This is a genomic window from Azonexus sp. (assembly GCF_030824335.1).
Taxonomy (GTDB): domain Bacteria; phylum Pseudomonadota; class Gammaproteobacteria; order Burkholderiales; family Rhodocyclaceae; genus Azonexus.
The window spans coordinates 166,935-179,860 of the sequence record NZ_JAVBXX010000011.1 but is presented as its reverse complement, the minus strand read 5'-3'; the positions used below and the strand labels follow the sequence as shown (position 1 = coordinate 179,860).

Annotated in this window: 9 protein-coding genes; 5 read left to right on the top strand and 4 right to left on the bottom strand. The window is 60.1% G+C overall.

Annotation, left to right across the window (positions count from 1 at the left end; all coding sequences use genetic code 11):
* Positions 1-7 precede the first annotated feature (7 nt).
* Genes RCI20_RS08310 through RCI20_RS08295 form a run of 4 tightly spaced genes read left to right on the top strand, consistent with a single transcriptional unit; the run spans position 8 to position 5,323 of the window.
* Positions 8-529 carry a septal ring lytic transglycosylase RlpA family protein gene (locus RCI20_RS08310; RefSeq protein ID WP_306604303.1) on the top strand — a complete coding sequence of 174 codons (522 nt, stop codon included), beginning with the start codon at positions 8-10 and terminating at the stop codon, positions 527-529.
* Positions 526-1,674, top strand: a complete 1,149-nt coding sequence (locus RCI20_RS08305; RefSeq protein ID WP_306604302.1) for an efflux RND transporter periplasmic adaptor subunit — start codon at positions 526-528, stop codon at positions 1,672-1,674. Before RCI20_RS08310 ends, RCI20_RS08305 begins: the two co-directional genes overlap by 4 nt.
* Positions 1,671-4,715: an efflux RND transporter permease subunit gene (locus RCI20_RS08300; protein ID WP_306604301.1), complete on the top strand. Its 3,045-nt coding sequence runs from the start codon at positions 1,671-1,673 to the stop codon at positions 4,713-4,715. The genes RCI20_RS08305 and RCI20_RS08300 overlap by 4 nt, the downstream gene beginning before the upstream one ends.
* A 26-nt stretch (positions 4,716-4,741) precedes the next feature.
* Positions 4,742-5,323 carry a YqaA family protein gene (locus RCI20_RS08295; RefSeq protein WP_306604300.1) on the top strand — a complete coding sequence of 194 codons (582 nt, stop codon included), beginning with the start codon at positions 4,742-4,744 and terminating at the stop codon, positions 5,321-5,323.
* 88 nt (positions 5,324-5,411) lie between these two features.
* Here the strand turns inward: RCI20_RS08295 and RCI20_RS08290 are convergent, their stop codons facing one another.
* The 4 genes from RCI20_RS08290 to mutL all read right to left on the bottom strand — a co-directional run bounded on the left by RCI20_RS08290 (position 5,412) and on the right by mutL (position 12,154).
* Positions 5,412-6,158 (bottom strand): hypothetical protein, encoded by a 747-nt coding sequence (locus RCI20_RS08290; RefSeq protein WP_306604298.1) that lies wholly within the window; start codon positions 6,156-6,158, stop codon positions 5,412-5,414.
* A gap of 415 nt (positions 6,159-6,573) precedes the next feature.
* Positions 6,574-7,521 carry a tRNA (adenosine(37)-N6)-dimethylallyltransferase MiaA gene (gene miaA, locus RCI20_RS08285; RefSeq protein WP_306604297.1) on the bottom strand — a complete coding sequence of 316 codons (948 nt, stop codon included), beginning with the start codon at positions 7,519-7,521 and terminating at the stop codon, positions 6,574-6,576.
* 88 nt (positions 7,522-7,609) lie between these two features.
* Positions 7,610-10,297: an EAL domain-containing protein gene (locus RCI20_RS08280; RefSeq protein ID WP_306604296.1), complete on the bottom strand. Its 2,688-nt coding sequence runs from the start codon at positions 10,295-10,297 to the stop codon at positions 7,610-7,612.
* 27 nt (positions 10,298-10,324) lie between these two features.
* Positions 10,325-12,154, bottom strand: coding sequence for a DNA mismatch repair endonuclease MutL (gene mutL, locus RCI20_RS08275; protein WP_306604295.1), 1,830 nt, complete (start codon positions 12,152-12,154; stop codon positions 10,325-10,327).
* 43 nt (positions 12,155-12,197) lie between these two features.
* Here mutL and RCI20_RS08270 point away from each other — a divergent pair, with 43 nt between their 5' ends.
* Positions 12,198-12,926: a hypothetical protein gene (locus RCI20_RS08270; RefSeq protein WP_306604294.1), complete on the top strand. Its 729-nt coding sequence runs from the start codon at positions 12,198-12,200 to the stop codon at positions 12,924-12,926.

Genomic DNA, 12,926 nt, shown 5'->3' with positions numbered 1-12,926 from the left:
GGCCTCGATGGCTTGCGCGGCGGATTCGGCGCTGGCGCTACCGGGGCTTGCTCAGGACGCGGTGGTGGGGCTGGCCAGCCACTATGGCAGCCGGCTTCACGGGCGCAAAACGGCCAGTGGTGAGCGGCTCGACAGGATGGAGTTCACCGCTGCCAGCAATCGTTTTCCCCTTGGCAGTACCGTGTTGGTGCGTCGCCCCAGTAATGACGCGTGTGCCATTGTTCGGGTCAATGATCGAATGAGCCGTCGGCACCGCGTGCGCGTCATCGATGTGACGCACGAGGTAGGCAGGCATTTGGGTATGTTGCAGGCCGGTGTGGTCAGGGTAGAGGTTTCCCTGCTATCGGCTGACTGGTTGCCTGTCGTCGGCCCGGTGGAATGTGCCGACGTACTTGCCGGCTCGCCGCGCAACTGTCCGGATTGCATTTCCTCCGATGCCGCCGGCTTGGCAGGCCAGCCTGCCGATGTGGCTCACCATACCGCCCAGATCCCGGCGCTCCAGCCGGCTACAGAGGTTTCTTCACCATGAATACAATGACCCGTCGCGGCGTTGTCGCGCTTTCCCTTGTCGGGCTGCTTGCTCTGGGGGTTTATGCCTGGTCAGCCAATCGCAGTCCGGCTGTTGCTGCTGCACCGGGCAGCGCGCCCGCTGGGCCGGCTGCGGCAGCTCAGCGTCCGGTGGCTGTTGAGGTTGCGCTCGTCCAGGCGGTCGATTTTTCCGACGAAGTCAGTGCAGTAGGCTCCTTGAAAGCCAGTGAGTCAGTCATTTTGCGTCCGGAAGTCAGCGGTCGCGTGGTGCGCATCGGTTTTCGCGATGGGGCGGTGGTTGGGCAGGGCGATTTGCTGATCGCCCTTGATGCCGCCATCCAGGATGCCGAACTGGCTCAGGCGCAAGCCAATCTGGGATTGGCGCAGGCCAGTTACCGGCGCAATCAGGAGTTGCTCGACAAGAAATTCATCAGCCAGCAGGCGCTCGATGCCTCGGGCGCGACCCTGAAAGTGCAGGAGGCCGCTGTCCAGCTGGCCGAGGCGAAAGCGGCCAAAATGCGTATCCGCGCACCATTTCGTGGGGTGATCGGTCTGCGCGACGTCAGCGTCGGCAGTTACGTCAAGGAAGGCGAAGTGCTGGTCAATATTGAAGACATCAGCAGTTTGCGCGTGGATTTTCGCCTGGCCGAAAGTTATCTGGGGCGCTTGGCGGCAGGACAGTCGCTTGAATTGTCCAGCGATGCGCTACCCGGTCAGCGTTTTACGGCACGTGTCGAGGCGATTGATCCGCAGATCGATCCCAACGGTCGTTCAATTGCCGTTCGGGCACGGCTCGATAATTCGGCCGGCAAACTGCGCCCCGGCATGTTTGTGCGGGTTCGCCTGGCGTTTGGCGAACGCAAGGGTGTCCTGATGTTGCCGGAAGAGGCCATTGTGCCGGGGGCCAAAGCCTCGGTATTCAAGCAGGTCGATGGCAAGGCTGAGCGGGTTGTCGTCCGCCTCGGGGTGCGCCGCGATGCGATGGTTGAAGTGGTCGAAGGCTTGGCGGCAGGCGACGTCATCGTGACTGCCGGCCAGATGAAGTTACGCCCCGGCGCACCGATTTCGCTGTCGGGTGAGCAGCGGGGAAGCGATAAAGCATTGGCCGAAAAACCGGCGGCTTCCGGGATGGCTGGCGCAAAATGAGAATTTCGGAAATCTGCATTCAGCGCCCGGTCCTGGCGACCGTGTTGTCGCTGGTTGTCATGTTGCTCGGTGTGGTTTCCTACGACCGCCTGTCAGTACGCGAATATCCGAAGATCGATGAGCCGGTGGTGACAGTGAGTACGGATTACCGGGGCGCCTCGGCCGACATCATCGAATCGCAGGTGACCAAGCCGCTGGAGGATTCGCTGGCCGGGATCGAGGGCGTTGAGGTCATTACCTCGATCTCGCGCGCTGAACGCAGCCAGATTTCCGTTCGTTTCAAGTTGGAGCGCGAGCCGGATTCGGCGGCGGCCGATGTGCGCGACCGCGTCTCGCGCGTACGCAACCGCTTGCCGGATGAGGTCGATGAGCCGGTGATCGCCAAGGTCGAGGCCGATGCCAACCCGATCATCTGGCTGGCTTTTTCGTCGGATCGCCACTCGCCGCTGGAAGTGACCGACGTTGCCAACCGGGTGGTCAAACCGAAGTTGCAGACGCTGTCCGGTGCGGCCGACGTGCGGGTATTCGGCGAGCGCAAGTTCGCCATGCGCATCTGGCTCGACAAGCAGCGGCTGGCCGCTTATCGGCTGACGCCGGCGGACATCGAAGCCGCCTTGCGCCAGCAGAATGTCGAAGTGCCGGCTGGCCGGATCGAAAGCCGGGAGCGCGAGTTTTCCGTCGTGGCGACGACCGACCTGCGCACGCCGGAAGAGTTCGGCGCCGTGGTGATTCGTACGGTCGACGGCTATCCGGTGCGCATTTCCGATGTCGCCAGGGTCGAGATCGGTGCTGCTGCCGAGCGGACGTCGGTGCGTTTCAAGGGGCTTTCGGCGGTTGGCATGGGGCTCATCAAGCAGGCGACGGCCAATCCGCTTGAACTGTCGAAAGCCTTGCGGGCCGAGTTGCCGCGCATCATCGCTGAATTGCCGGAGGGCATGCAGGCGAATATTTCCTACGATTCGTCGGTGTTCATCGACCGCTCGATCAAGTCGGTGTTCACCACCATCGGCGAAGCCATCCTGCTGGTGCTGGCGATCATTTTCTTCTTCCTGCGTAACTTCCGCGCCACGCTGATCCCGCTGGTCACCATCCCGGTGTCGCTGGTTGGTACGTTTGCCATCATGTTTGTGCTGGGTTTCACGATCAATACCCTGACCTTGCTGGCACTGGTGCTGGCCATCGGTCTGGTGGTCGATGACGCCATCGTGGTGCTGGAAAATATTTATCGCCATATCGAGGACGGCATGGATCGCCGGAAAGCGGCGTTTCAGGGCGCGAAGGAAATCGGTTTTGCCGTGGTCGCCATGACCCTGACGCTGGCTGCTGTTTATGCGCCAGTGGCTTTCATGACCGGGCGGACCGGCAAATTGTTCATCGAATTCGCGCTGACCCTGGCCGGTGCCGTGTTGGTCTCCGGTTTTGTCGCGCTGACTTTATCGCCGATGATGTGTTCCGTCTTGCTCAAGCATGAAGACAAGCACGGCAAGGCTTTCGTCCTGATCGAGAACTTTCTCAACGGGCTGAATAATGGTTACCAAAGGGTGTTGACCGCAGCATTGAAACATCGCTGGGTCGTTTTTGTCGGTTTTGCGGTGGTGGCGCTGCTTTGCGGCGTATTGTTGAAAACCCTGAAGTCGGAACTGGCACCGGTTGAGGATAGAGGCGTCATTCTCGGCGTATTCAATGGGCCGGACGGGGCGACGCTGGAGTACACCGAGCGTTACGCCCGGCAGATCGAGGATATCTACAGCAAAGTGCCGGAAATCGAACGTTATTTCGTCGTTTCCGGCAATCCGACGGTGAATCAGGGCCTGTCTTTCGTCGGCCTGACCGATTGGACCGAACGTGATCGTCGGTCTACTGACATTGCCAAGGCGTTGTTTCCGAAGTTTGGCGCGATTCCCGGTGTGATGGCTTTCCCGGTGACACCGCCTTCGCTTGGCCAGAGTCCGCGTGAACGGCCGATCAATTTCGTCATTGCCACGTCTGCCTCCTACGAGGACCTGCAACAAGTGACGCAACAGTTCATGGCGGAGCTTGCCAAGAATCCGGGCCTGTCGAATCTTGACACCGACCTCAAACTGAACAAACCGGAACTGGCGGTTGAAGTCCGGCGCGACAAGGCGGCGGATCTGGGGGTGCCGGTCGAAACGATAGGCCGCACGCTGGAAACTGCGCTGGGCGGGCGCCAGGTTACGCGCTTCAAGCGTGATGGCGAGCAGTACGATGTGATTGTCCAGGTGGCCGATGTCGACCGCAGGTCGCCGCAGGATATTCGCGATATTTATGTGCGCGGCCAGGATGGCAGCATGATTTCGCTGGATAACCTGCTTGACGCCAGGGAAACCATTGCGCCGCGCGAATTGAATCACTTCGGTCAGCGTCGCGCCGTGACCATTACCGCCAATCTGGCGCCAGGCTATACGATGGGGGAAGCGCTGAGCGCGATGGACGCGCTGGCCGGGCAAATCCTGAAGCCGGGTTATGCGGTGGATTACAACGGGCAATCGCGTGAATTCCGCCAATCGTCAGCCTCATTGGCGATCACGTTCAGCCTGGCGCTGGCCTTCATTTATCTGGTGCTGGCGGCGCAGTTCGAGAGTTTCCGCGACCCTTTCATCATCATGCTGACGGTTCCCCTGTCGATGGCCGGCGCCCTGCTGGCGCTGTGGATGACCAATGGCACATTGAATGTGTATAGCCAGATCGGTCTGGTCACATTGGTCGGACTGATTACCAAGCACGGCATTCTCATCGTCGAATTCGCCAACCAGTTGCAGGAGCAGGGCAGGGCGTTGAACGAGGCGGTGATCGAAGCGGCCGTCATGCGTTTGCGGCCCATCTTGATGACGACCGGTGCGATGGTGCTGGGGGCGGTGCCGCTGGCGCTGGCCACCGGTGCCGGTGCCGAATCCCGGCAGCAGATCGGCTGGGTAATCGTCGGCGGTTTGTCGCTTGGCACTTTCCTTACGCTGTTTGTCGTACCGGCGGTTTATACCCTGCTCGCCGCCCGCAAGACAGCCTCGCTGGAAGCGGCCTGATTGGTCGCGTTTTACTCAGGACAAGCATGAAACTATTTTCACCGCTGTATCGTCGGGCCATGATCTGGTCGCGTCATCCCCACGCACCATGGTATCTGGGCGGTTTGAGTTTTGCTGAATCCTCGTTTTTTCCGGTGCCACCCGATGTCATGCTGGCCCCGATGGCGCTGGCCAATCCGCAACGCTGGTTCTTTCTGGCGCTGTTGACGACGCTGACCTCGGTGGCCGGCGGTGTTTTCGGTTATCTGATCGGCTATTTCGCCATTGATGCCATCCTGCCCTGGCTGCAGGCTAGCAAATACTGGCCGGCCTATGAGACGGCAGTCGAATGGTTCGGGGTCTGGGGATTCTGGGCCGTCTTCATTGCCGGCGTGTCGCCGATTCCCTACAAGGTGTTCACAATTGCTGCCGGTGCCTTGTCCATGTCCTTGTTGCCCTTTGTCCTGGCTTCGATCATCGGGCGCGGACTGCGGTTTTTCCTGGTTGCCGGCTTGATGGCCTGGGGCGGCGCAAGGATGGAGGCGGTGCTGCATCGCTACGTCGATCGCCTGGGCTGGGCGATGGTTGCGCTGGTGGCCGTGCTCGGCCTTTGGTTCGGCATGAACTGAGTATTGCCACCGTTGCGCATTGCTACCCGGCGATACGCTTCAAAGGAAAGAGTGTCTCTCTCTCTTTCCTTGTCCGGGTAGGGGAAAATCAGAGAATGTCGATGCCGTAGCCTGTCATCATGTCGACCATGGGCTTGATCTGGCCGATTACCGTGACGTAGCCGCTGGCAACCGAGTCGAGCATTTCCTGGGTAACTGCAGTTGGGGCGGGACGGGCCAGTGCGCCGTTGTACACATTCATCATGCCGTCCCAGAAACTCGATGCACCCTGAGGGTTGCTCATGAGCGAACTGAGGTTACTCATGGAGTTGGTCATTGCCTGGGTATCGGCTTCAGTCAAACGCAGGCCGACATTGAGCAGGTAGGTCAGGCCAACTTCGCTGAGCGACCGCCCACCAAGATTTTCACCGGATCGTTCTGCCGCGCCATCCATGTCGAAATCGGCACCGGCATCGCGCCAGGCACCCATGATCCTGTTGGAGAAATCGAGCATGCCAATACTTTGCAATTGCGAGGTCAGCGCAGACATCGAGGTGTTGATCAGCGTAACGTCACCCGGATTGGTGATCGCACCGCCATTGTTACCAATAGTACCGCTGGTCTGGTCGAGGCTGTTTGCATCGAAACCCTGGCTGTTGAACCAGTTTTTGATGTCGGTGGCTGTCACGCCAGGGGCGGCCTGGCCGACGATTTCTGCCAGCATCTGGTTGGTAATCTTGAATTGTTTGGCAACGTTGTAAATATTGCCCGGGGTGTTCAAATTGCCGGCAATGAAGTCAAAGGCTTGTTGCACGCTGACGTTGAACTGGCCCAAGTGTGCTGCTGCAGTGGTCATGAGGTTTCTCCAGCGAGAGTATTGATTAAAAGGGTAATTGTCTAAGCTTGCTATTTTAAGGGGAAAGTAAAAAATGACAAAAATCTATGTCTGGTGGCTTGCTGGCTTGTCTTTTTTGGTGACTCTTTCATCGTCCCTTGGTCGGTGGAATGGCAATGAAATAGAGGGGGGCTTGATTCATTTGTGCAGATTGCATTGCCGGACGTGACCCGCATCACCGACTGCCCTTCGAGCCCATGAGATTATCCTTCCCATGAAATACCTGCGCACCACTTCCTTGGTTATTACCGCCCTGATTGTTCCGGGCGGTTTGCTGTTGCTGGCACCGATGGCTATTCGGGCTTATAGAAACTGGCGGGCTTGAATCGGGCGGCTTGTTTTGTCGTTCATGTTTTCGAGGTTGCGCTGAAGTCGGTCAGCTTTTTTCCTTCAGGAAGCGGTCGACCGCAGCAATGATCGTCTGATTGACCGCCGGATCCAGGCAATCGAAATTTTCCGCAGCAAATGAGTTGGTCAGCCAGGTGATTTGTCGCTTGGCCAATTGACGCGTGGCAAAGATGCCGCGATCGCGCATTTCGCGGCTGGGGATGATGCCATCCTGCGCTTCCCAGACTTGCCGGTAACCGACGCAGCGCATTGATGGCAGGTCGGCATGCAGGGTGTATTTCCGGCGCAGCATCGCAACCTCGTCGGCGAGTCCGGCAAGGAGCATTTCGTCGAAGCGCCTGGCAATGCGCTGGTGCAGTACGGCACGGTCGGAGGGGAGCAGGCCGATCTGCAGGAATTCGTAGGCTGGTTTCTGTTGTTCGCTGGCAGCGAGTAATTCGGACATCGGTCGGCCGCTGGACAGGCAGACTTCCAGTGCGCGCTGGATGCGTTGGCTGTCCGTTGTATGCAGGCGTGCTGCGGTCGACGGGTCGAGTTCAGCCAATTTGGCGTGCATCGCTGGCCAGCCTTGCTGTGCCGCTTCGGCATCGATTTCAGTGCGCAGGGCGGTGTCGGCCTGGGGCAGTTCGGCCAGCCCCTGCAGCAAGGCACGAAAATACAGCATCGTTCCGCCAACCAGAACGGGAATCCTGCCCGCGGCAGTGATTTCCGCCATGGCCGCCAGCGCATCGCTACGAAAGCGCGCGGCAGAATAGCTTTGCTCTGGTGAAATCAGGTCGATCAAGCGGTGCGGATAATGGGCCAATGTGGCCTGATCAGGCTTGGCTGTGCCGATATCCATGTCGATGAACACTTGCGCCGAATCGACACTGATCAGTTCGACCGGCAGATGGTCGGCCAGTGCCATGGCGGCGGCGGTCTTGCCGGAGGCGGTTGGCCCCATGATCAGGATGGCGGGGGGCAGGGCTGGTTTCATGGCGGCGAATGCTAGCATGGTGCACGGCAGACTAAGATTTCTTGTCTGCCGATGTTGTTGTCTGTTTGATCTGCACGAATGCGATGGGTCAGTTTTTTTCCTGTCGAAGCAGGGCTTCGGCTTGCGCCGCGTCGCTCGGGCGACCGAAGTGGTAACCCTGCATCAACCGGCATCCCTGGCTGAGCAGGAAATCGATCTGTTGTGGCTGTTCGACACCCTCGGCAATAACTTCCTTTTGCAGACTTTCGGCAATCGCGATGATCGCACGCACGATGGCGATGTCGTCGGTATTGTCAGGCAAGTCACGAACGAAGGATTGGTCGATCTTGATGCGGTCGAAAGGCAATCGTTTCAAATAGCCCAAGCTGGAATAGCCCGTGCCGAAGTCGTCTACCGACAGCTTGATTCCGAGTGCACTGAGTTGTTGCAAGACTTCGATGATGCGTTCGGTATCGCGAATGAAGGCGCTCTCGGTAATTTCGAGTTCCAGCCATTGAGGCGCCAGCTTGCTTTCGGTGAGTACCGTGGCAACCCTTTCGGCAAACCCGCTCTGGCGCAACTGCATGGCGGACAGATTGACCGCCATGACGACGGGCGGCAATCCCATGTCCTGCCACGCACGGTTCTGGCGACAGGCTTCGCGTAGTACCTGATCGCCGATCTGGTTGATCAGGCTGCTCTCTTCGGCGATCGGGATGAAGCGACTGGGTGGGATATTGCCTTGCTCGGGGTGATGCCAGCGAACCAAGGCCTCAAAGCCGATCAGTCTGGTATTTTTGACATCGACCTGCGGTTGGTAATGCACGTGAATCTGCTCACTGTGAAGTGCCCGGCGAAGGCTGTTTTCGAGCATGACGCGCTCGAAGATGCTGGCGTTCATTTCCGGCATGAAGAAACGGTAGGTGTTACCGCTGGCAGCCTTGGCTTGATACATCGCGGTATCGGCATTCTTCAGGAGTGCGCCGATATCCTGCCCGTCCTGTGGATAGGTGCTGATGCCGATACTGGCGCTGACCCGCAGTTCGTGGCTTTCTACCGCAAAGGGTTCGGACAAGACATCGTTGATCCGCTGGGCGATCATTGCCAGGCGTGCCGGTGTGCCGTAGCCACGAATAAGAATGGCGAATTCGTCTCCGCCCTGTCGGCTGATTGTGTCGCGCTCATCAAGGTTGGCACGCAGGCGCTGGGCAACCTGGAGCAGGAGTTGATCCCCGATTTCATGGCCCAGGGTGTCGTTGATGTTTTTGAAATGGTCGAGGTCGAGAAAGAGCAAGGCAATTTCTGCCTGTGGGCCGAGCGTTTCAGCCAGTGCGCTGGCCATGTGGGTGCTCAGCAGGCTGCGGTTGGGCAAATCGGTGAGTAGATCGTGTTCGGCCAGATGGCGGATGCGTTCCTGGTCATCGCGCAGTTGCGTGATGTCACGCGCTACGCCAGCCACTCCGGCCAGTTCTCCTTTGTCGTCGAAAACTGGCGTGGCGACATATTCGAAATGCCGTTGCTTGCCGTTGTCCAGTAACTGGCTGTCCAGGCGTTTTTGCTGGCACTGCTGCGTGAGTGCGCTGCTATCCAGTTCGCTCAGCAGACGGGCTGCGTCTTCCGGCCAGACTTGTTCGACGGTCTGGCCGAGGATGGTTTGTGCCGGCTTGCCGGCCAATGCGGCATAAGCATCGTTGACCGCAATCAGGCGGTATTCCCGGTCACTCAACCAGGCGGGGTCGGGCAGGCTGTCGAGCAGGGCGCGGGTGCGGCGGAAGGTGGTTTCATAAGCGCTGGTCATGCCCTGGGCAATTTCCCGTGCACGGTCGTAGGTGCGTAGCCAGACGATGATCCAGCCGCTCAGTACGACTGTCAGGACAAGGATGCTGAGCAAGCCCCAAAAAAGCTGTTGGTACCAATTCGCCAGGTAGTCGGATTCTGCATGTCCGACCAGGACGTAGAGTGGATGATTGCCAACCTGCCGGACGACGTACAGACGCTCGATGCCATCCACGGCGGACAGCGTGGTGTAACTGGCGTGCTGCTTTCCGGCGCTGATCATTTCCTTGAGATAGCTGCTCTCCAGCGGTTGCCCCAGTTTTTCCCGGGCAATTGGGTAGCGGGCGATCAAGCGTCGTTGGGCGTCGATCAGCGTAATGCTCTGGCCTGGTCCCAGATCGAGATTGGCAAAGAAGTCCTGGAAATATTCGGCGCGAACCGCGGCTTGGACCAGTCCGGCAAATTGTCCACCACTGGCATTTAGGCGGCGACTCAGGGTAATCACCCAGTTATGGGTGATACGGGCGAAGAGCGGTTCGGAAATGACCAGTTTTCCCGAGGTGTCGTCCCGGTTCTGGCGGAAGTAGTCGCGGTCCTGGATGCGTGCTGGAAAGAGGGTGCCCGAGGCATCATGAATGAAGCTGCCATTGGCGTCGGCGACGCGCAGGCTTTGCGACTCATCGTTGATCAGTGCCAGATAACGGCCCAGTGTCGTGTTGAAAGCCGTTTGGTCATGTGCTGCGACAGCGTTGTTTTGGTCAAGTTGTAGCTGGCTGGCGAGCAGGATTGTATCGATCTTGTCGATTGTGCTGCGCGCGTGACCTTCAAGAACGCGTCCCAGGTTTTCCAGGTTGCGCGAGGCGAATTCGACTTCGCGGTCATGGGCGATCTTGAGGCCGCCCGCGACCAGGACTGCATAGGTCAGCATCGCCAGGAGGCCCAATCCCACAAGGATTTTTCGCCGCCAAGGGTCCTGGCGATATGTTTGCTTGTTCGGCGAGCGGGGAAGCAGGCGTTTCATGCGGGCTCGAATTTTGGCGAAAGCCAATTATCGGCCGCGCATAAACAATTTGTCGAGTTCATTAAGCGACAGCGCCGTCCAGGTCGGCCGGCCATGGTTGCACTGGCCGGCGCGCTCGGTTTCTTCCATCTGGCGCAACAGGGCGTTCATTTCCGGAATGCTCAGTTGCCGGCGGGCGCGCACGGCGCCGTGGCAGGCCATGGTGGCGAGCAGTTCGTTGCGCCGGGCGGTGGCCAGCCGGGTGATGCCGTGTTCGCGCAGGTCGGCGATCAGCGCGCGTGCCAGCGCCACCGGATCGCCCGATTGCAGCAGTGCCGGCACGGCGCGCACGCCGAGCTGGTTCGGGCCGAGCGGGGCGATCTGGAAACCGAGTTCGGCCAGTGCGTCGCCATGTTCCTCGACCGCCGCGACATCGACCGGATCAGCGGAGAAGACCGCCGGAATCAGCAGGTTCTGCGTCGCCACCTGGCGATCGTCGAAAGCGGTCTTCAGTTTTTCGTAGAGGATGCGTTCGTGTGCCGCGTGCATGTCCACGATGATCAGCCCGCTGGCGTTCTGCGCCAGGATGTAGATGCCGTGCAGCTGGGCGACGGCGTAGCCGAGCGGCGGGCCGTCGCGACCATAGAGGCTAGTGCTGGTCCCAGGGGCGACGGCGATTTCCGGGCGGAATTGCGGCGCATCGGCCGGGGCGCTGCTGCCCGGTGTCAGGCGCTGGGCGGCTTGGGCGAAAGCCAGGTAGGCGGTGGCCGCGGGTTCGGCGACGCCGAGGCTGCCCTGGTGGCGCAATGGTGGCGGGAAATTCGTTGGCGGGCTGGAAATTGCCGGAATATTGCGGTCGACCGCAATATTTTGTGGATTTTCCGCTGGCGCAGCCTGGATCGGCGTTGCCAGCGTGCGCTGGATGGCGTGATAGACGAACTGGTGCACGGCGCGGCTGTCGCGGAAACGGACTTCGGTCTTGGCCGGATGGACGTTAACGTCGACCAGCGTCGGGTCGATTTGCAGGAACAGGCAGACGGCCGGCTGGCGGCTGCCGTGCAGCACGTCGCGGTAGGCTTCGCGCAGTGCGTGGCCGATGATCTTGTCGCGGACGAAGCGGCCGTTGACGAAGACCTGCTGGCCGTCCTTGATCTCGCCGGCGCGGGTCGGATCGATGGCGAAACCGCTCAGCAAAATCGGTCCGGCGGTAGCGTCGACCGCACGCGCGGCACCGAGGAAATCGTCGCCGAGGATATCGGCGATGCGCCGGGGGCGGTCGGCCGGCGCCAGCTGGAACAGCGTGCGGCCATTGTGGGCGAGGCTGATTGCCACGTCCGGCCGGGTCAGCGCCAGCCGTTTGACGGCGTCGGCGCAGTGGGCGAATTCGGTGCCTTCGGCCTTGAGGAACTTGCGCCGGGCCGGCGTGTTGAAATACAGGTCGCGCATCTCGACGACGGTGCCGGCCATCAGTGCTGCCGGTTCGGGTTCGGCGCCAGATTCACCGCGCAGTTTCCAGGCATGGCTGGCGCCACGTGCCCTACTGGTCAGCGTCAGCCGGGCGACCGAGGCCACCGAGGCCAGCGCTTCGCCGCGAAAACCCAGGGTGGCGACTTGTTCGAGGTCGTCGAGCGAGGTGATCTTCGACGTCGCATGGCGGGTCAGCGCCAGCGCCAGTTCGTCGCGGGCGATGCCGCAACCGTCGTCGGTGATGCGGATCAGCTTGATGCCGCCTTCCTCGAGATGCACCTGGATGGCCGTGCTGCCGGCATCGAGGCTGTTTTCGAGCAACTCCTTGAGCACGGAGGCGGGTCTTTCAACCACTTCGCCGGCGGCAATCTGGCTGATCAGGAGGTCGGGGAGGCGGGCAATGGTCGGCATGCGCGGATTATAATGCGCACTCGTTCATTCCCCGGTTCATTGCATGGAACTCCCATCCCGGTCAGCCAGCCTGAAATACGGACTGTGGCTGCTGCTTGCTTTTGCGCTGGGTGCCTGCTCGACCAAGTTGGGGCGGGATGGCTTCAGCGAAACAAAGGTGGACGCCAAATATCTGCTGAAAACCGAGGTTGACCGCATTGCCGATACCAACCGGGCCGAAGTGGTCGATGGCCTGCTGCGCATCGCTGACAAACTCTACCGGCGCAATCCGCGTGAATGGAAGCAGGCCGGCCTGACCAGCAGGGAAGCGGCGGTGGAACGTTTGCGTAAGCGTTATCGGCACGGCTGGCCGGAGTTGCTCGGCCAGCGCGAGCGTCTGGCTGCGGCGCAGGCGTTCAATGAAAACTACGCCGGCGACCGCGTCGCGGCATTGATGTTCGGCCTGCTGACGATGGTGGATGCAGCATTTGAGCACAAGGATGATTTCTACATTCTCGACAGCCTGAACGAAACGAAATTGTTCAATGCCGCGCGCAACATGGAAATTGCCATCTGGCGGTTGGGCAACGACCGCCAGCCATCCGGCGAACTGTTCCTGCTGTCCAATGAACTGGACCCGGCCAACCGCAACCTGTCCTTCGAGCGCGAATTCGGTCGCGTCATGGGCTTGCTCGACTTCATGGCGCATATCGTTGCCGACCGCAACGGTCGCACGCTGTCGCGCGTTACCCAATCGGTGGCGACTGCCATCTTTCTCCCTGTAGGTTTTTGA

Excerpts from the sequence above, each read along its gene's own strand:
- RCI20_RS08310 (WP_306604303.1), top strand. The coding sequence starts at position 8 with ATGGCTTGCGCGGCGGATTCGGCGCTGGCGCTACCGGGGCTTGCTCAG.
- RCI20_RS08305 (WP_306604302.1), top strand. The coding sequence starts at position 526 with ATGAATACAATGACCCGTCGCGGCGTTGTCGCGCTTTCCCTTGTCGGG.
- RCI20_RS08300 (WP_306604301.1), top strand. The coding sequence starts at position 1,671 with ATGAGAATTTCGGAAATCTGCATTCAGCGCCCGGTCCTGGCGACCGTG.
- RCI20_RS08295 (WP_306604300.1), top strand. The coding sequence starts at position 4,742 with ATGAAACTATTTTCACCGCTGTATCGTCGGGCCATGATCTGGTCGCGT.
- RCI20_RS08290 (WP_306604298.1), bottom strand. The coding sequence starts at position 6,158 with ATGACCACTGCAGCAGCACACTTGGGCCAGTTCAACGTCAGCGTGCAA.
- miaA (WP_306604297.1), bottom strand. The coding sequence starts at position 7,521 with ATGAAACCAGCCCTGCCCCCCGCCATCCTGATCATGGGGCCAACCGCC.
- RCI20_RS08280 (WP_306604296.1), bottom strand. The coding sequence starts at position 10,297 with ATGAAACGCCTGCTTCCCCGCTCGCCGAACAAGCAAACATATCGCCAG.
- mutL (WP_306604295.1), bottom strand. The coding sequence starts at position 12,154 with ATGCCGACCATTGCCCGCCTCCCCGACCTCCTGATCAGCCAGATTGCC.
- RCI20_RS08270 (WP_306604294.1), top strand. The coding sequence starts at position 12,198 with ATGGAACTCCCATCCCGGTCAGCCAGCCTGAAATACGGACTGTGGCTG.